The sequence below is a fragment of the Bradyrhizobium sp. USDA 4510 genome, from assembly GCF_054059095.1.
Genome location: NZ_JBSSBT010000001.1, coordinates 2,102,498 through 2,120,564, shown reverse-complemented (window position 1 = coordinate 2,120,564; position 18,067 = coordinate 2,102,498). Strand labels below are relative to the sequence as shown.

The 18,067-nt window shown below is 65.5% G+C and carries 14 protein-coding genes and 1 pseudogene; 8 read left to right on the top strand and 7 right to left on the bottom strand.

What is annotated here, in order from left to right; genetic code table 11:
* The first annotated feature begins 35 nt into the window (after positions 1–35).
* The 4 genes from ACVMDN_RS09375 to ACVMDN_RS09360 all read left to right on the top strand — a co-directional run bounded on the left by ACVMDN_RS09375 (position 36) and on the right by ACVMDN_RS09360 (position 3,062).
* Positions 36–413 carry a VOC family protein gene (locus ACVMDN_RS09375; protein WP_057015741.1) on the top strand — a complete coding sequence of 126 codons (378 nt, stop codon included), beginning with the start codon at positions 36–38 and terminating at the stop codon, positions 411–413.
* A 174-nt stretch (positions 414–587) separates the two neighbouring features.
* A complete protein-coding gene (locus tag ACVMDN_RS09370; protein ID WP_076827195.1) occupies positions 588–1,862 on the top strand; it encodes an acyl-CoA dehydrogenase family protein in 1,275 nt (424 codons plus the stop codon).
* A 298-nt stretch (positions 1,863–2,160) separates the two neighbouring features.
* The gene (locus ACVMDN_RS09365) at positions 2,161–2,775 is read left to right on the top strand and encodes a flavin reductase family protein (RefSeq protein ID WP_057015743.1); all 615 of its coding nucleotides are present in this window, start codon (positions 2,161–2,163) and stop codon (positions 2,773–2,775) included.
* A gap of 11 nt (positions 2,776–2,786) precedes the next feature.
* Positions 2,787–3,062, top strand: coding sequence for a GNAT family N-acetyltransferase (locus ACVMDN_RS09360; protein WP_076827194.1), 276 nt, complete (start codon positions 2,787–2,789; stop codon positions 3,060–3,062).
* A 68-nt stretch (positions 3,063–3,130) separates the two neighbouring features.
* On the opposite strand, the gene yghU is transcribed toward ACVMDN_RS09360, so the two are convergent.
* Complete coding sequence (gene yghU, locus ACVMDN_RS09355) at positions 3,131–4,009, bottom strand: glutathione-dependent disulfide-bond oxidoreductase (protein WP_076827192.1); 879 nt, start codon at positions 4,007–4,009, stop codon at positions 3,131–3,133.
* A 277-nt stretch (positions 4,010–4,286) separates the two neighbouring features.
* On the opposite strand from yghU, the gene ACVMDN_RS09350 reads away from it, so the two are divergent.
* Together ACVMDN_RS09350 and ACVMDN_RS09345 are read left to right on the top strand one after the other, a co-directional pair.
* A complete protein-coding gene (locus tag ACVMDN_RS09350) occupies positions 4,287–5,420 on the top strand; it encodes a nitronate monooxygenase (RefSeq protein ID WP_168857531.1) in 1,134 nt (377 codons plus the stop codon).
* A 144-nt stretch (positions 5,421–5,564) separates the two neighbouring features.
* Positions 5,565–7,076, top strand: coding sequence for an acetyl-CoA acetyltransferase (locus tag ACVMDN_RS09345; protein WP_076827188.1), 1,512 nt, complete (start codon positions 5,565–5,567; stop codon positions 7,074–7,076).
* Positions 7,077–7,259: 183 nt separating this feature from the next.
* Here the strand turns inward: ACVMDN_RS09345 and ACVMDN_RS09340 are convergent, their stop codons facing one another.
* The 6 genes and pseudogenes from ACVMDN_RS09340 to ltnD form a co-directional block, all read right to left on the bottom strand.
* Entirely contained in the window at positions 7,260–8,462 is a 1,203-nt protein-coding gene (locus tag ACVMDN_RS09340) for an efflux RND transporter periplasmic adaptor subunit (protein WP_057017653.1), read from the bottom strand.
* The gene (locus ACVMDN_RS09335; protein ID WP_456835294.1) at positions 8,449–11,628 is read right to left on the bottom strand and encodes an efflux RND transporter permease subunit; all 3,180 of its coding nucleotides are present in this window, start codon (positions 11,626–11,628) and stop codon (positions 8,449–8,451) included. The genes ACVMDN_RS09340 and ACVMDN_RS09335 overlap by 14 nt, the downstream gene beginning before the upstream one ends.
* A gap of 381 nt (positions 11,629–12,009) precedes the next feature.
* Positions 12,010–13,701, bottom strand: coding sequence for a methyl-accepting chemotaxis protein (locus ACVMDN_RS09330; protein WP_057017651.1), 1,692 nt, complete (start codon positions 13,699–13,701; stop codon positions 12,010–12,012).
* 170 nt (positions 13,702–13,871) lie between these two features.
* Positions 13,872–15,161: a 3-oxo-tetronate kinase gene (gene otnK / locus ACVMDN_RS09325; RefSeq protein ID WP_057017650.1), complete on the bottom strand. Its 1,290-nt coding sequence runs from the start codon at positions 15,159–15,161 to the stop codon at positions 13,872–13,874.
* Positions 15,158–15,940 carry a 2-oxo-tetronate isomerase gene (gene otnI, locus ACVMDN_RS09320; protein WP_057017649.1) on the bottom strand — a complete coding sequence of 261 codons (783 nt, stop codon included), beginning with the start codon at positions 15,938–15,940 and terminating at the stop codon, positions 15,158–15,160. The genes otnK and otnI overlap by 4 nt, the downstream gene beginning before the upstream one ends.
* A gap of 12 nt (positions 15,941–15,952) precedes the next feature.
* Positions 15,953–16,865: pseudogene (ltnD, locus tag ACVMDN_RS09315) on the bottom strand (L-threonate dehydrogenase).
* 196 nt (positions 16,866–17,061) lie between these two features.
* On the opposite strand from ltnD, the gene otnC reads away from it, so the two are divergent.
* Together otnC and ACVMDN_RS09305 are read left to right on the top strand one after the other, a co-directional pair.
* Positions 17,062–17,718, top strand: a complete 657-nt coding sequence (otnC, locus tag ACVMDN_RS09310; RefSeq protein WP_057017647.1) for a 3-oxo-tetronate 4-phosphate decarboxylase — start codon at positions 17,062–17,064, stop codon at positions 17,716–17,718.
* Positions 17,719–17,751: 33 nt separating this feature from the next.
* The gene (locus tag ACVMDN_RS09305; protein ID WP_057017646.1) at positions 17,752–18,027 is read left to right on the top strand and encodes a hypothetical protein; all 276 of its coding nucleotides are present in this window, start codon (positions 17,752–17,754) and stop codon (positions 18,025–18,027) included.
* Positions 18,028–18,067 lie beyond the last annotated feature (40 nt).

Genomic DNA, 18,067 nt, shown 5'->3' with positions numbered 1-18,067 from the left:
GAGGCGGCTTTTAACAAGCAGGGAGGATATTTCAGATGTTTTCACACGTGATGGTTGGCACCAACGATCTGGACAAGGCCAAGGCGTTCTATGATGCGCTGCTCGGCACGCTCGATGTCCGGCCGGCCCGGGTTGACGGTCACCGCATCATGTACCTCACCAAGGCCGGCATTTTCATGGTGTCCAAGCCGATCAACGGCGAACCGGCGACGCATGCCAATGGCGGCACGATCGGCTTTGCCTGCTCTTCGCCGGAGCAGGTCCATGCCTGGCACGCGGCCGGCGTCGCCAATGGCGGCAAGCCTTGCGAGGACCCGCCGGGCGTACGGGAAGGTTCTGGCGTGAAGCTCTATCTCGCCTATCTGCGCGACCTCGACGGCAACAAGATCTGCGCGATGCACCGGATGAGCTAACCGGCGTCCGCCGGAATCTTTCACGCTGCACGCGGCGGCGTTCAAACAACGTTTGAAACGCCGTCGCTAAATTCCGCGATGCGGTAGAGGTGATCGGAAAATCGGTACTCGCGCTTGGCGTCGCACGCGTCTATTGTCCGCCGCGAAACGCGCCTTCGCGAGGGAGAAAAGACAGTGAAACATGCCTATGTGCCGCGCACCACGAACTACACGCTCAGTCCGGGCGACGAGCTCAATGACCTGCGCATGTCGGACAAGGTCCGCCCGCTCTACGACCATGTGAAGCAGTTCATCCGCGACACGGTCGACCCGATGTCGGTCGAGTTCTATCGCGCCGGCGAGAAGAAGACCAACCGCTGGAGCTTCACGGACGAGCAGCTCGCGATCCTGCAGAAGGCCAAGGACAAGGCCAAGGAAGTCGGCCTCTGGAACTTCTTCCTGCCCGATGCAGAAACCGGCGAAGGCCTCAACAACCTCGACTACGCCTACATCGCCGCCGAGCTCGGGAAGAGCCCGCTGGCCTCCGAGACCATGAACTGCTCGGCGCCCGACACCGGCAACATGGAGGTGCTGGAGCGCGTCGGCACCAAGGCGCAGAAGGAGAAGTGGCTGAAGCCGCTGCTCAATGGCGAGATCCGCTCGGCCTATGCGATGACCGAGCCGAACGTCGCCTCCTCCGACGCCAAGAACATCTCGACCACCGCAAAGCTCGTCGGCGACGAGTGGGTGATCAACGGCGAGAAGTATTACATCTCCGGCGCCGGCGATCCGCGCTGCAAGATCATGATTGTGATGGTGAAGACCAATCCCGATGCCGCGCCGAGCAAGCAGCAGTCGCAGATCCTGGTGCCGATCGACACCCCCGGCGTCGAGATCCTCGGGCCCATGCATGTGTTCGGCCACGACCACGCGCCGCGCGGCCACATGCATCTGCGCTTCAACAATTGCAAGGTGCCGAAGGAAAACATGCTGCTCGGCGAAGGCCGCGGCTTCGAGATCTCGCAGGTCCGCCTCGGACCGGGCCGCATCCATCACTGCATGCGCACCATCGGCAAGGCCGAGAAGGCGCTCGACATGATGGTGCAGCGCGGCCTGACCCGCGAGGCCTTCGGCAAGAAGATCGCCCATCTCGGCGGCAACATGCAGATCATCGCCCAGGCGCGTTGCGAGATCGAGGCGATGCGGCTGATGGTGCTGAAGGCGGCCAAGGCGATGGACGTACTCGGCAACAAGGAAGCCCGGGTCTGGGTTTCGATGGTCAAGGCCATGGTGCCCGAACGCGCCTGCAAGGTGATCGACCAGGCGATCCAGATGCACGGCGCCACCGGCATCTCGCAGTGGTCGCCGCTCGGCGAAATGTACCAGGACGTCCGCCATCTCCGCTTCGCCGACGGTCCGGACGAGGTGCACTGGATGGTGGTCGGCCGCCACGAACTGAGCATGCCGTAGTCGCTTCTTCTCCTTCTCCCCGCTCTTGTGGGGAGAAGGCCGGGATGAGGGGCTGCCTCCGCAAGCACGGTGAGAGATAGTCTCGCGGAGAATCCCCCTCACCCGGATCGCATCTGACGATGCGATCCGACCTCTCCCCGCAGGCGGGGCGAGGTAAGGGAAGAGCGCTCCAAGGAACAAAAACAAACAAGCAAGTCTGCAAGGCGGGTTCGCGCGAGCGTAACCCGCCTTTTGCTTTGCGGTCCGCTCGCGGCGGGTTACCCTTCGCTAACCCGCCCTACGAACTTCCGGACATCCCATGGAATATTCCCCAAGCGACCTCACCCAGCGCGAACGCTACAAGGTGCTGACCTCCTTCGTGCTGCCGCGGCCGATCGCCTGGGTGACGAGCACGAGCGCGGACGGCGTGGTCAATGCGGCGCCGTTCTCGTTCTTCAATGTGTTCTGCGAGGATCCGCCGCTCTGCATGTTTGCGGTCAATCGCCGGCCCGACGGCCGCGAGAAGGACACCCTGGTCAACATCCAGCGTCTCGGCGAATTCGTGGTCAACCTGACCGACGAGCCGCTGGCGCGCGCGATGCATGAGACCTCCGGCGACTTCCCGCCCGAGATCGGCGAGCCCGATTATCTCGGCCTCAAGCTCGCGCCCTCAAGCAAGATCGCAGTCCCTCGCCTCGCCCAGGCGCCGTTCGCGATGGAGTGCAAGACCTGGAAGCTGATCGACGTCAATGGCGACCGCCAGCTGATCATGGGCGAAGGCATCCATTTCCACATTCGCGACGAATTGTGGGACCGCGAGGCGATGCGCGTCCACATGGAGCGCTACCACCCGATCGGCCGCATGTTCGCCGACCGCTACTGCCGCACCGACGACCGCGTGGTGTTTCCCGCGGCCGAGGGCACAAAGAAATAGAGGATCAGACAATGAGCGAAACATTCCGCGACAACGAAGCGCAGAGCCGGTTCGAGCTCGCCGTCGACGGCTCAACCGCTTTCGTGGTCTACCGCAAGACGCCAGACAGGATCACGCTGGTTCACACCGAGGTGCCGGCGGAGCTCGGCGGCCGCGGCATCGGCTCCAAGCTCGCACGCGCCACGCTCGACGCCGTCCGAGCGCAGGGCATCAAGCTCGTCGTGAAATGCGAATTCATCCAGGGCTTCATGAAGAAGCATCCGGAGTATGACGATCTGTTGGGGTGATCGCAGGGCGGGTTGGCAAAGCTGTCATTTCGTCATGGCCGGGCTTGTCCCGGCCATGACGCGTTTCGTCACGACGCCACCGGCTCGCCGATCTTGTCCTGCGTCTTCGTTTCGAAATCGCTGGCGTCGTGGCGCTCATGGAGCTGGCTCGACGGCTCGCCCCAGGTGCGGTTGACCATGCGGCCGCGCTTCACCGCCGGCCGTGCCGCGATCGCATCGGTCCAGCGCTGCACGTTCTTGTAGTCCTGCACCGAGAGGAATTCGCCGCCGCCGTAAAGCAGACCCTTGGCGAGACTGCCGTACCAGGGCCACACCGCCATGTCGGCGATGGTGTAGACATCGCCCGCGAGATACTCGTTGTCGGCGAGCCGTCGGTCGAGCACGTCGAGCTGGCGCTTCACTTCCATCGCGAAGCGGTCGATGGCGTATTCGATCTTGGTCGGCGCATAGGCGTAGAAATGCCCGAAGCCGCCGCCGAGATAGGGCGCGGCGCCCATCTGCCAGAACAGCCATGAGAAGGTTTCGGCACGGGTCTTGACGTCGGTCGGCAGGAACGCGCCGAACTTTTCCGCGAGGTACACCAGGATCGAGCCCGACTCGAACACTCGGATCGGCTCCTTCCCGCTGCGGTCCATCAGCGCCGGGATCTTCGAGTTCGGATTGACCGCGACGAAGCCGCTGCCGAACTGGTTGCCGTCGATCTTGATCAGCCAGGCGTCGTATTCCGCGCCCTTGTGACCCGCCGCCAGGAGCTCTTCCAGCATCACGGTGACCTTGACGCCGTTCGGCGTCGCCAGCGAGTAGAGTTGCAGCGGATGGCGGCCGACCGGCAGTTCCTTGTCGTGGGTGGGACCGGCAATTGGCCGGTTGATGCTGGCGAAGCGCCCACCGCTCTCCTTGTTCCAGGTCCAGACTTTCGGCGGCTCGTAGGCAGGAATGTCATTCACGTCGTTGGCTCCCGATTCATGTTCTTGCCAGGTGGCGCGGCGGCGCCGTGCCCATCCCCATGTCCGCACTAGATGGTGCGCGGGCTGCGCTTTGCCCACCCCGCGGATCGCATTTTCTATCCAGCGGAATGCGCTGCGAGGGATGCAGCCGGAGCAGCGCCTGCACGCAAGATCGCCGTGGCCGAAACCCGCTTGGCTTCGCGGACCGTGATGCGCTAGCGTTGCAGCGGCTGACGCCAACAAGCACAAGAAGCAGCCGCCGGGAGAGAACCAGTCCATGAAATCACCGATCTGCGATATGCTGGGGATAGACTTCCCCCTGCTCGCTTTCAGCCATTGCCGCGACGTGGTGGCGGCGGTCAGCCGCGCCGGCGGCTTCGGCGTGCTCGGCGCGACCGCGCATTCGCCGGAGACGCTGGAGCAGGAGTTGAAGTGGATCGACGCGCATGTCGACGGCAAGCCCTATGGCATCGACGTGCTGATCCCGGAAAACATCTCGACCGCCGGCGAGAAGAACGTCACCTGGAAAAGCCTCGAGGCGCGGGTCTCGCAGGAGCATCGCGACTTCACCCGCAATCTCTTGAAGAAATACGACATCGAGCTGACCGGCCGCAACGTCGCCGACAACCAGCCGCAGCCGTTCGACGCCGAGACCGCGCTGCAACTGCTCGAAGTCTCGTTCCGGCATCCGATCCGGCTGATCGCGAATGCGCTCGGCGTGCCGCCGAAGGCGATGATCGAGATGGGGCGCAAGCACGGCGTGCCGGTGGCGGCGTTGGTCGGCTCCAAGGAGCACGCGCTGCGCCAGGTCGCGGCCGGTGTCGATATCCTGGTCGCGCAGGGCACCGAAGCCGGCGGCCATTGCGGCGAGGTCTCGACCATGGTGCTGGTGCCGGAGGTGATCAAGGCGGTCAAAAAGATCCGCGACGTGCCGGTGCTCGCCGCCGGCGGCATCATGACCGGCAGCCAGATGGCGGCCTGCATGGCGATGGGCGCGGCCGGCGCCTGGACCGGCTCGGTGTGGCTGGCCACGGTGGAATCGGAGACCTCGGAGATCTTCCGCGAGAAGATGATCGCGGCCTCCTCGCGCGACGCGGTGCGCTCCAAGGGCCGCACCGGCAAGCCGGCGCGGCAGCTCCGCTCGGTCTGGACCGACGCCTGGGACCGCTCGCCGGAGAGCCCCGGCGCGCTGCCGATGCCGCTGCAAAGCATCATCAGCCGCGACGCCTTCAACGCCATCGACCGCGCCGCCGCCGGTGGTAACGAGAAGGCCCGCGACCTCGTCAGCTATTTCGTCGGCCAGGGCGTCGGCTTGGTCGACAGCGTCAAGTCGGCCGGCGCCGTGGTGCAGGAGTTCAAGGAAGAGTTCGTCGAGGCCGTCGAGCACATGAACGCGCTGGTGGCGGAGTGACGATCCCTCCCCGCCGTCATTGCGAGGAGCGAAGCGACGAAGCAATCCACCTTTCCCCGTGTCGGAACATGGATTGCTTCGCTTCGCTCGCAATGACGCCAATAACAACCATCGAGTCCAAGACCGCAGAGTGAACCAACAAGAATGTCGAACAGCATCCCCGAAGACCGCATTCCCGTCATCGTCGGCGTCGGCGAGATCATCGATCGTCCGAAGGACATCGCCGTCGGCCTCGAGCCGCTCACGCTGCTTGAGGAGGCGCTGAAGCGCGCCGAGGCGGACAGCGGCGCCAGGCTGCTGTCCGACGTGCAGTCGCTCGACGTCGTCAACTTCCTGAGCTGGCGCTACCGCGATCCCGAGAAGCAGCTCGCCGCACGGCTCGGCATTCAGCCTTCGCATCTCTATTACGGCCCGGTCGGCGGCGAGAGTCCGATCCGCTATCTGCACGAGGCTGCGCAACGCATTGCGCGCGGCGAATGCAGCGTCGCCGCGGTCTGTGGCGCGGAGGCGCAGTCGACGGCGACCAAGGCGCAGCGTGCCGGCGTGGAGCTGCCGTGGACGCCGTTCGCGCACGACGTGGAGGAGCCGAAGCGCGGCGCCGCGTTCCAGAAGCCGATGGCCGTGAGCCTCGGCGTGTTCAGGCCGATCACGGTCTATCCGCTCTATGAATCCGCAACATCGGCGCATTGGGGCCAGACGCCGCGCGACGCGCTGAAGGAATCGGGCGAGCTATGGTCGACCTATGCGCGCGTCGCGGCCGACAATCCGAACTCGTGGCTGAAGAAGACGTTCACCGGCGACGAGATCACCACGGCCACGCCCGACAACCGGATGATCGCCTGGCCGTATACAAAGCTGATGGTGGCGAACCCGACGGTGAACATGGGCGGCGCGCTGATCCTGACCAGCCTCGCGAAGGCGCGCGCGGCCGGCGTGCCGGAGGACAAGCTGATCTATCCGCTCGGCGGCGCCTCGGCGGAAGAGCCGCGCGACTATCTGATCCGCGATCAGTTCGTCGAAAGCCACGCGCAGACCGCGGTGCTGAAGGCGGTGATGGATCTCGTCGGCGGCGACGGCAAGAAGTTCGACGCGATCGAGCTCTATAGCTGCTTCCCCTGCGTACCCAAGATGGCGCGCCGGACGCTCGGCCTCGGTGCCGACGTGCAGCCGACCGTGACGGGTGGTCTGACGTTCTTCGGCGCGCCGCTCAACACCTACATGACGCACTCGGCCTGCGCGATGGTGCGCAAGCTCCGAAGCGGCGGCACGCTCGGCCTGCTCTATGGCCAGGGCGGCTTCGTCACCAAGCATCATGGCCTCGTGCTGTCGCGCGCGGCGCCGAACGTCGCGCTCAAGCAGGACACGTCCGTGCAGGCGGAGGCCGACCGCAACAGGCGCAACGTGCCCGACTTCACCGCCCAGGCTGCGGGAAAGGGCAAGATCGAGGCCTTCACCGTGATCTATCGCGCCAATGGCGAAGTCGAGCATGGCGTCACCATGCTGCGCACCGAGGACGGCCGGCGCACGCTCGGCCGCATCCCGGCGAGCGACACGGCGACGCTGGCCTATCTGCAGGACATGGACCGCACGCCGGTCGGTACCACCGGCGACATCGTCACCGCCGGCGATGGCATGCTGGAATGGCGGGTGGGCTGACAATTCCTACCACGCCGCAAAATCCGCCGTCATCCTGAGGTGCGAGCGGAGCGAGCCTCGAAGGATGGGCTGCGAACACCGTCGTGATCCCATCCTTCGAGGCGCGGAAGGGCGCGCACCTCAGGATGACGGCAGAGCAAGCGGCTTGAGGTGAGAGGCAGGAACGAGCTTACCTGTCCTCCCCTACCCCTTCACGTCCTGCTTTTCGGATGCCGTGGTCGGCTTGCCCTTGGCGCCGGCACCAGTGACGCGGACATGGTCGCCGTCGGCGAGGCCGTCCGGCGGGGCAGTGATGATGCGATCGTCGGGCGCGAGGCCGGTGGCGATCTCGATCTCCTTGCCGAGGTCGCGGCCAATCTTCACGGTCTTGAACAGCACCTTGTCGTCAGGACCGACGGTTGCGACCCGCAGGCCACTGCTGTTGAAGATCAGCGCGCTGGCGGGAATGCTGAGCGGCGTGGATTCGCGCTGCAGATTGAGCTTCACGCTGGCATAGCTGCCCGGCATCAATTCGCCGGAGGAGTTGTCGAGCCCGAGTTGCATCCGCGTCGTGCCGGAGGCGACATCGACCGCCTGCGAGGAGGCTTCCACCGTCGCCTGGAAGGTGCGGTTCGGGTAATCCGGCAGCGCCAGCGTCGCCTTGGCGCCGATCTTGATCGCCGGGACGTAGTTCTGCGGCACGTTGACATAGACGCGCAGCTTGGTGATGTCCGAGATCGTGAACATCGCCGGGCCCGAGTTGCCGCCGGCGTTGATCAGCGCGCCGACGTCGGTGTCGCGCGAGGTCACCACGCCGTCGAACGGCGCCGTGATCTTCTTGTATCCGGCGAGCGCTTCCAGCCGCTCGACATTGGCCTGGCCGGCCTTGACCGCACCGTTCTTGTTGGAAAGGTCGGCGGTGCGCTCGTCGATCTCCTGGGCGGAGACGAAGTTCGAGGCCACCAGCGTCTTGCGCCGGTTCAACGTGGCCTCGGAGAGCTTGGCCGAGGCCTGGGCGCTGGCGAGATCGGCGCGCGCCTGCAGCAATTGCTGGTCGAGGTCGGGCGCCTCGATCTCGGCGATCACCTGGCCGGCCTTGACGCGGGCGCCGATGTCGGCGTCCCAGTTCTTGAGATAGCCGGACACCCGGGCATAGATCGGCGCGCGGGAATAGGCCTCGAGCCGGCCCGGCAGGTCGATCGTGGGGCTCAGCGCCTTGGCATTGGGCAGCGCCACCGCGACGGTCGGAATGGCCTGGTCGTCGGTCCATTCCTTCAGCCGCGTGTCCTGTTCCTCACGGGCGCGGATCCCGGTGCCGACGATCAGGCCCGCCCCGACCAGGGCCACCACGCCGAAGATGCCCAGCTTCCGGCGTGAGACCGGGGGGCGCTTTTCAGTGGGCGGCATGCGGAATCTCCGATGAGGCGGCGGCTTTGGCGCCTTGCTTCTTGTGTACCATACTGAATACCACGGGAACAAACATCAGCGTCGCGAAGGTGGCGAAGATCAGGCCGCCGATCACGGCCCGGCCCAACGGCGCGTTCTGCTCGCCGCCCTCGCCCAGCCCCAGCGCCATCGGCGCCATGCCGATGATCATGGCAAGCGCGGTCATCAGCACCGGGCGGAACCGGACGAAGCCGGCTTCCAGGGCCGCCGCGACGGGATCGCCGAGTTCCTCATAGCGCTCGCGGGCGAAGCTGATCACGAGCACGCTGTTGGCCGTCGCCACACCCATGCACATGATGGCGCCGGTGAGCGCCGGAACCGACAGCGTGGTCTCCGTCGTGAACAGCATCCAGACAATGCCGGCGAGCGCAGCGGGCAGCGCCGTGATGATCACGAACGGGTCCGACCAGGACTGGAAGTTCACGACGATCAGGAAGTAGATCAGCACGACGGCGCCGAGCAGGCCGAACAAGAGGCCGGTGAAGGCCGAGTTCATGGTCTGCACCTGGCCGAGCAGCACCACGGACGAGCCCTTCGGCACCTCCTTGGCAGTGTCGGCGATCAGCTTGCGCACGTCGGTCGCGACGCCGCCGAGATCCCGGCCTTGCGTCGTGGCGTAGATCTGCACCAGCGACTGGATGTCATATTGCGACACCACCGCACTCGAGGTCGCGCGCTTGATGTCGGCGATGCCGCCGAGGATCGGTGCCTGGGTGTTGCCGGTCGCGGTGATCGGCAGGGTCTGCAGCGCGCTCAGCGAGTCGATCTGGTATTGCGGCGTCTGCATCACGATCGAATACGACACGCCGTTATCGGGATTGAGATAATAGGTCGGCGCCACCTGCGAGGAGCCGGCGAGGTTGACCACCAGCGAGTTGGTGACGTCGCGCTCGGTCAGGCCGACATATTGTGCGCGGGTGCGGTCGACATCGATGTTGAAGGTCGGGTTGTTCGGCGACTGCTGGATCCGTGCATCGGCGATGCCGGGGATGCGCTTGATCCCGGCCAGCAGCTTGTTGGCATAGGCGAAGTTGGCCTCGAGATTGGCGCCGCGGATCTGCAGGTCGATCGGCGCCGGCGCGCCGAAGTTCAGGATCTGGCTGACGATGTCGGCCGGCAGGAACGCGAAGCTGGTGCCCGGGAACAGCCGCGGCAATTGCTCACGCAGTGCGCGGACATGCTGTTCGGTCGGCTTGTGGCCTTCCTTGAGGCGTATCTGGATGTCGCCGTCCTGCGGACCGATCACGCCGGTGTTGTTGTAGGTCATGTTGATGCCGGAGATCGGCATGCCGATGTTGTCGGTCATGGTCTCGATCTCGCCGGGCACCAGCTTGCGGATCGCCTTCTGGATGTCGGCGAGCTGGTTGGCGGTCTCCTCGACGCGGGTGCCGACCTGGGTGCGGACATGCATCAGGATGTTGCCGGCATCGACCGACGGGAAGAAGTTGCGCCCGAGGAACGGCACCAGCAGGAACGACGCGGCGACGACTGCGAGAAAGCAGCTCACGAACACCGTGCGATGACCGAGCGCCATCGCGAGCAGGCCGCGATAGCCGGCGCGGATGCGCTCGAACCGCGCCTCGAAACCGCGCTGGAACCAGACCAGGGGATTGCGCGACTTCGGCGGCGCGCCATCGTGATGCACATGCGCCTGCAGCAGATAGTTCGCCATGGTCGGCACCAGGGTGCGCGACAGGATGAACGACCAGATCATCGCGAACATCACCGCTTCGGCCATCGGCACGAACAGGAAGCGCGCCACGCCGGTGAGGAAGAACATCGGCACGAACACGATGCAGATACAGAGCAGCGAGACGAAGGCCGGCGTCACGATCTGGTTGGCGCCGTCGAGGATCGACTGCTCGACCGGTTTGCCCTGCTCAAGGTGATAATTGATGTTCTCGATCGTCACCGTGGCGTCGTCGACCAGGATGCCGACCGCGAGCGCGAGGCCGCCGAGCGTCATGATGTTCAGCGTCTCGCCGATCAGGGACAGCATGATGATGGCGCCGAGCACCGACAGCGGGATCGACACCGCGATGATGACGGTCGAGCGCCAGCTGCCGAGGAACAAGAGGATCATGATGCTGGTGAGCAGCGCGGCGATCACGCCCTCGAAGGCGACGCCGGTGATCGCGCCGCGGACGAACACCGACTGGTCGCCGATGAAGCCGATCTTGAGCGCATCCGGCATCTGGTCCTTGACCTCGATCACCTTCTGCTTGATGCCGGAGATGATATCGAGCGTCGAGGTGGCGCCGGCCTTCAGCACCATCATCAAGACCGAGCGGTTGCCGTCGACATGGACGATGTTGGTTTGCGGCGGGTTGCCGTCGCGGACCGAGGCGACGTCACGCACATAGACCATCGCGCCGTTGACCTGCTTGATCGGCAGGTCGCCGAGCTCCTCGAGCCGCAGCGGCGAGTTGTTGAGGTTGATGGTGTATTCGAAATTGCCGATCTTCTGCGTGCCGACCGGCGTGATCAGGTTCTGCGCGGCGAGCGCGTTGGCGACGTCCTGCCCCGACAGGCCGCGCGCCTGCAGCGCGGTCGAATTGAGATCGATCTGGACCTGGCGCTGCTTGCCGCCGAACGGATACGGGATCGCCGCACCAGGCACCGTGACCAGCGGCGTGCGCAGCTGGTTGATGCCGATATCGGCGAGGTTCTGCTCGGTCAGTCCCTCGCCCGACAGCGCGACCTGGATGATCGGAACCGTCGAGGCGCTGTAGTTCAGGATCAGCGGCGGCGTTGCGCCCGGCGGCATCTGCTTGAGCAGGGTTTGCGAGATCGCGGTGACCTGCGCATTGGCGGTGCGGATGTCGACGTTGGGCTGGAAGAAGATCTTGATGATGCCGACGCCGTTATAGGAATTGGCGACGATGTGCTCGATGTCGTTGACGGTCGTGGTCAGCGCGCGCTGGAACGGCGTGGTGATGCGGCCGGACATCTGGTCCGGCGGCAGGCCGGTGTACTGCCAGACCACGCCGATCACGGGGATGCGGATGTCTGGGAAGATGTCGGTCGGCGTGCGCAACGCCGCCAGCGGTCCGATAATCAACAGCAGGATCGCGAGCACGACGAAAGTATATGGCCGGCTCAGCGCGATACGGACCAGTGCGATCATAAAACAAGCGTTCCCGAAATGAAGCCCGCCCAGGCAGAGGAATCGACATTGCAAAAGCCGTTCCGTAGCGGCCGATTTACCCGATGCCGGGCAAAACGCCAACCCGCGGAGCCGCGGCGGCTTTCACTTCCTCGGCATAGTGCGTGAGGCTGCGCGCTCCGAGCGACCATGCCGGGCGCAGTGCCGCCGATCGCGTGCGGATCATCGTCAAAAAGAGACGGCTCTGCTGCGAATGCGAGCCGGCCGAGGATGCTATTTCGGCCGACGCGAGGTTAACGCATCGCTGCTCTGCGAAAATGTAAAACGTGGTGGGCCGGGTCAGCCCACCACGTCGGCATCGGTTAGGCGAAGGATAGCGGCCGCCCGAGCGGCGCCGCCGGATCAGGCGGCGCGGACGGCGTCGAGGAACTTGCTGACCTCGAGCTTGAGGCGGCTGCTGTCGCCCGAGAGCGATTGGGCCGCCGACAGCACCTGGCTCGACGCCGAGCCGGTCTCGTTGGCGCCATGCTGGACGTCGGTGATGTTGGCCGAGACCTGCTGGGTGCCCTGCGCCGCCTGTTGCACGTTGCGGGAGATTTCCTGCGTCGCCGCGCCCTGCTCTTCGACCGCGGCCGCAATGGTGGACGAGATTTCCGACAGCCGTTCGATGGTCGAGGAGATTTCCTTGATCGCGCCGACCGACTCCTGGGTCGCGGTCTGGATGCCGGCGATCTGCTGGCCGATCTCGCCGGTCGCCTTGGCGGTCTGCTCGGCCAGCGCCTTCACCTCGGACGCCACCACGGCGAAGCCGCGGCCGGCGTCGCCGGCGCGTGCCGCCTCGATGGTGGCGTTCAGCGCCAGCAAATTGGTTTGGCCGGCAATGGTGTTGATCAGCTCGACGACGTCGCCGATCCGCGCGGCGGCCTTCGACAGCTCGCTGACGCGATCGTTGGTGGTGCGCGCCTGGCCGACGGCATCGCCGGCCATCCGTGCCGACTCCTGCACCTGGCGGCTGATCTCGGTCACCGACGACGACAGCTCCTCGGTCGCCGACGCCACCGACTGGACATTGGTCGAGGCCTCCTCGGACGCCGCGGCAACCGAGGTGGTCAGCTCCTGCGAACGCCGGGCGGTCGACGACAGCGTGCCGGCGGAGGCTTCGAGCTGGGTCGAGGCCGACGACACGGTCTGCACGATCTCGCCGATCATCTGTTCGAAATTGCGGGTGATGGTGTCGACCCGGCGGCCGCGCTCGATCTTGGCTTCGGCGTCGGCAGCCGCGGCTTCATCGGCCGCCTTCTTGGCGACCAGGGCTTCCTTGAACACCTGCAGCGTATCGGCCATCGCGCCGATCTCGGTCTTCTCGCCCTGATGCGGGACGTTTGCGGTCAGGTCGCCGCGGCCCAGCGCCTGCATCGGGCTCACGATCGAGGCGATGCCGGCCGAGACGTCGCGGATCATCAGGAAGCTGACGCCGACGCCGACGATGATGGCGGCGCCAAGGATCATCGCAAGCAGCATGACGGCCGACGCGTAGCTGTTTGCCGCCTCCTGCGCCGCCTTGTCGGCGCCGGCATTGTTGAGCTCGATGTCCTTGCGCAGGATCTCGTCGGCCTCGAGGCCGATCTTGTTGACGGTCTTGGCGTTCAGCTCATGCGCATCGTGCGGGGCCTTGCCGACATCCCTGCGCGACAGCGCCATCACCTCCTCGGTTCCCTTCTTGTAACGGGTCCAGGCATCGACCCATTGATCGTAGAGCGCGCGCTCCGCGGGGGTCGCGATCAGCGGCTCGTAGATCGCGCGGACCTTGAGGTTGGCGTCGACCACCGAGGTCAGGGTCTTCTCCTGCGCGAGCTTGTCCTCTAGCGTCTCGGACAGCATGTGCTCGCGGATCACGTTGCGATAGGTGATGACGCCGGCGCGCAGATCGCCGAGCGCACGCACGCTCGGCAGCCAGCTCGTCGTGATGTCGACAGTGTTGGCGTTGATCGACCGTAAATTCACGACCGCGAGCAGGCCCATGCCCGTCATCGCGACAAGCAGGAACGCAACCACGGCAATAATCTTGGCGCGGATCGAGAATTTGGCGAACATCGTGGGGGTCTCTTGATATCGGGCTCGCGAAGCCCGATCGAATGGCTGGGGGCGTGGCGGGACGCCGCAGACATCAAAGCCAGCCCCCCTCCTTAAGTAGGGTTAATTTGGTTCCCCGTTGAACTACGGAGGCGCTCTTCGACACCGTGGCATGATGCGCGCCAGCCGCATCAAGGCATCAACACGAGCGCATCCGAGAAAAACTCCGGCCCGCCGAAATTGCCTGATTTCAGGGCAAGCACCATCTCGCCTCTCCCGGCGCCGACCGCTCGCAGAACCGGCACGCCGGCGGCGATTTCCGCACCGACCAGGAATCCAGGAATGCGCAGGCGATCGACCACGGCGCCCGAAGTTTCACCACCGGCGACCACCAGCCTGTGCACGCCCGACTGCACCAGACCATCCGCGATGTCGGCCATCGCCTGCTCGATGGCATGCCCGGCTGCATCGCGACCATGACGGGATTGCACAGCTGCCACCTGATCCGGGGTCGAGCTGCTCGCAATCAGGATTGGCCCCGCCCCGAGCCGGTCTCTGGCCCAGGCGAGCGCACGCTGCGTTTCGTCCTTGCCGGCGACCACCTGCTCGGGATCGAGGTGCAGGACCGGCATCACTTTCTCGGCGTTTGCGATCTGGCGCAGGGTCGCCTGCGAGCAACTGCCGGCAAGGCACGCCGCCGGGCCGCCGACCGGCGTCGCCAGCATCGCATCCGCGCTGTCCGGTTTGGCCTTGCTCGCGGCGACCAGCGCCCGCGCCAGGCCAAGCCCGATCCCGGAAGCGCCGACTGAAAGACGGTGATCCAGCGCGACCTGCCCGATGGTCTCGAGGTCGCGGTCGAACACCGCATCGACGATGGTGGCGCCGATGCCGCTTTGCGTGAGCTCGGCGAGCTTTGCCCGGACGGCGTCCGCGCCACGGCTCAGCGTCGCCAGATCGACCAGGCCGACCTTGGTCGTGCTTTGCCGCGCCAGCACGCGAACCAGATTGGAATCATGCATCGGGTTGAGCGGGTGGTCCTTCAGCGGACTCTCGTTCAGCGGCACCGAGCCGACGAACAGATTGCCCTGGTAGACGGTGCGGCCGGTCTCCGGGAATGCCGGAGTCACCAGCACGATGGCATCCCTGGAATCGGCGCGCAGCGCGTCCATCACGGGGCCGATGTTGCCGGCATCGGTTGAATCGAAGGTCGAGCAGATCTTGAACAGGATATGTTTGGCACCGCGGCCGCGCAGCCAGGCCTCCGCTGCGCGCGAACGCGTCACGGCGAGGCCGGCCTCGATCGAACGGCTCTTCAGCGACACCACGACGGCGTCGACCTCGGGCAGCGCGAGATCGTCCGCAGGCACGCCGATGGTCTGCACCGTGCGCAGGCCGGCGCGGGTCAGCGTGTTGGCGAGGTCGGAGGCGCCGGTATAGTCGTCGGCGATGCAACCGAGAGACAGTTTTCCGGCTCGCGTCACGGCTTCACTCCGGCATAGGGCTTGAACCAGGCGAGACCGTCGGTGGTCTTGCCGCGCGGATTGTACTCGCAGCCGACGAAGCCGCCGTAGCCGAGCCGGTCGAGCTCGCCGAACAGGAACGGATAGTTCAGCTCCTCGCCGTCGGGCTCGTTGCGCGAGGGGATCGACGCGATCTGGACGTGGCCGATGATCGGCATCATTTCACGCAGCCGCATGGTGACGTCGCCATGGATGATCTGGCAGTGGTAGATGTCGAACTGCAGCTTCAGGTTCGCGATACCAAGCTCGTTGATCAGATCGCGCGCGAAGATGAAATCGTTGAGGAAGTAGCCGGGCACGTTGCGCGGATTGATCGGCTCGATCACGACGTCGAGGCCGTGCGGCGCGAAGAACTCTGCGGCATGGGCGACCGATTTGCGAAACGCGGCGACCGCCCTGGCATCGCTGCGGTCGGCTATTCCCGCCATCAGATGCACCCGCTTGACGCCGGTCGCCTGCACATAGGGCAGCGCGGTCTTCAGGCTTTGCTGGAGGTCGGCGAAACGGTCCGGCAGCGCGGCAAACCCCTTCTCGCCGGCGTTCCAGTCGCCCGGCGGCAGGTTGAACAGCGCCTGCGTCAGCCCATTGCCATTCAGCCGCTTGCCGACCTCCTCGGCCGGATGGTCGTAAGGAAACAGGAACTCGACCGCGGTGAAGCCCGCCTTCGCGGCCGCCTCGAAGCGGTCGAGGAACGGGACCTCGTTGAACATCATGGTGAGGTTGGCGGCAAAACGGGGCATTGCAGGATCCTCTTATTTCTCGCCTGGAAGCTTGGTGCCGGTAACCTGCGCATACATCCGCGCCACCGACGCATCGTCGTCGCGGCCCATGCCGGCGGCCGCGGTCATCAGGAACATCTGCAAGGCCGCGGCCGAGACCGGCACCGGGAAGCGTGCATTGCGCGCCATGTCCTGGATAATGCCCGAGGTCCTTCACAAAAATTTCGACGGCGCTGCGCGGCGCATAGTCGCCGTCGAGCACATGCGGCATGCGGTTCTCGAACATCCAGGAATTGCCGGCGGAGGCGGTGATCACCTCATAGACCTTGCGGATGTCGAGCCCCTGCTTGGCGGCGAAGGCGATCGCCTCGGAGGCGGCCGCGATATGCACGCCGGCCAGCAGCTGGTTGATCATCTTGAACGCGGCGCCCTGCCCCGCGGCATCGCCGAGCTCGTAGAGCTTTGCCGCCATCGCATCCAGCGCCGGCCGCGCCTTCGCAAATGCCGCGGCGCTGCCGGAGGCGAGAATCGTCAATTCGCCCTGCGCCGCGCGCTGCGCGCCGCCGGAGATCGGGGCATCGAGATAGTGCCGGCCGGTCGCCTCGAGCTGCTTTGCGAGGCGCCGCGCGATATCAGGGTCCATGGTCGCCGAGGAGATGAAGACCGCGTCCTTGGCCAAGGTCTCGGCGACGCCGTCCTTGCCGAACAGGATCCCTTCAGTCTGCGCCGCGTTGACGACGACGCTGACGACAATGTCGGCATCCCGGGCCGCCTCGGCCGGCGACTTGGCGCCCTTGCCGCCGTCGGCGACGAAGCGCGCCACCGCATCGGCCGTGACGTCGCAGCCGGTCACCTCGAAACCGGCCCGCCTGAGTGAGGTCGCCATGCCGTATCCCATCGAGCCCAGCCCGATGACGGCGACACGTGATGTTGCGGAACTGGACATTTGGCGATCCCTGAACATTTTTAGTTGTTTGAGCATGACCTTTTCGGAAAACCGGCTGCCACTTTGCGCCAGCGCGGCCTTCCGGGCCCGGTTCATGCTCGTTGCTGCTTGCCTATCACGGCTTGGCCGCGCTGCCAAAGCATGAGACAAAGCGGAAAACGGATAGCGCCAAAGATGGCGCGGCGAGCGAAACCGGATGAGCGAAACAAAGCTTCGTGAGGACATCTGCCGCTTCGGCCGCTCGCTGTTCGAGCGCGGCCTGACGCCGGGCTCCTCGGGCAATATCAGCGTCCGGCTCGCGGACGGCGGCTGGCTGGTGACGCCGACCAACGCCTCGCTCGGCTTCCTCGATCCGGCGAAAATGTCGCGGCTCGACGGCAACGGCCGGCTCGTCTCCGGCGACGCCCCGACCAAGGAAGTGCCGCTGCACACCGCGCTCTACCAGACGCGCGCCTCCGCCGGCGCCGTGGTGCACCTGCACTCGACTCATTCGGTCGCGCTCTCGATGCTGCCCGAGATCGACCCGCGCGCCGCGCTGCCGGCGATGACCGCCTATTACGTCATGAAGTGCGGCCAGACCGCGCTGGTGCCCTATTATCGCCCCGGCGATCCGGCCGTTGCCGACGCGATCCGGGGACTGGCCGGGAAATATTCATCGGTGCTGCTCGCCAATCATGGGCCCGTCGTGTCGGGCGATACGCTGGAAACGGCGGTGTTCGCGACCGAGGAGCTGGAGGAAACCGCAAAGCTCTATCTGCTGCTGCGCGGCCTGAACCCGCGCTATTTGTCGCCCGACCAGGTGGCGGATTTGACCAGGACGTTCGGGCTCGTGCTGCCGGATCACCCTCACTAGATCAAGCGGAGGATCGATATGCGGAAGACAGTCATGATGAGGTTCACAGGCTTGGCGTTAGCGATTCCGTTCGCCGTCGGCCTTGCGGCGTCGGACGGACGGACCGAAGAGACCTTGCAAGGCATGCTGGCAACCCAGCTGCGCGCGCAAGGCTATGCCTGCGACAAGCCGCTCAAGGCCGAGCGGGACGACAAGCTCTCGAAGCCCGACAACGAGGCCTGGACGCTGACCTGCAGCAACGCGACCTATCGCGTCAGCCGCGTGCCGGACCTCGCCGCCAAGGTCGAGAAGATCGACGAGAGCAAGTAGGCTGCGTGGGCTGGATCAGTAGCCCGCATGAGCGCAGCGA

Coding starts and splice junctions, on each gene's coding strand:
- ACVMDN_RS09375 (WP_057015741.1), top strand. CDS start 36: ATGTTTTCACACGTGATGGTTGGCACCAACGATCTGGACAAGGCCAAG.
- ACVMDN_RS09365 (WP_057015743.1), top strand. CDS start 2,161: ATGGAATATTCCCCAAGCGACCTCACCCAGCGCGAACGCTACAAGGTG.
- ACVMDN_RS09360 (WP_076827194.1), top strand. CDS start 2,787: ATGAGCGAAACATTCCGCGACAACGAAGCGCAGAGCCGGTTCGAGCTC.
- ACVMDN_RS09350 (WP_168857531.1), top strand. CDS start 4,287: ATGAAATCACCGATCTGCGATATGCTGGGGATAGACTTCCCCCTGCTC.
- ACVMDN_RS09345 (WP_076827188.1), top strand. CDS start 5,565: ATGTCGAACAGCATCCCCGAAGACCGCATTCCCGTCATCGTCGGCGTC.
- ACVMDN_RS09340 (WP_057017653.1), bottom strand. CDS start 8,462: ATGCCGCCCACTGAAAAGCGCCCCCCGGTCTCACGCCGGAAGCTGGGC.
- ACVMDN_RS09335 (WP_456835294.1), bottom strand. CDS start 11,628: ATGATCGCACTGGTCCGTATCGCGCTGAGCCGGCCATATACTTTCGTC.
- ACVMDN_RS09330 (WP_057017651.1), bottom strand. CDS start 13,701: ATGTTCGCCAAATTCTCGATCCGCGCCAAGATTATTGCCGTGGTTGCG.
- otnI (WP_057017649.1), bottom strand. CDS start 15,940: ATGCCCCGTTTTGCCGCCAACCTCACCATGATGTTCAACGAGGTCCCG.
- otnC (WP_057017647.1), top strand. CDS start 17,062: ATGAGCGAAACAAAGCTTCGTGAGGACATCTGCCGCTTCGGCCGCTCG.
- ACVMDN_RS09305 (WP_057017646.1), top strand. CDS start 17,752: ATGATGAGGTTCACAGGCTTGGCGTTAGCGATTCCGTTCGCCGTCGGC.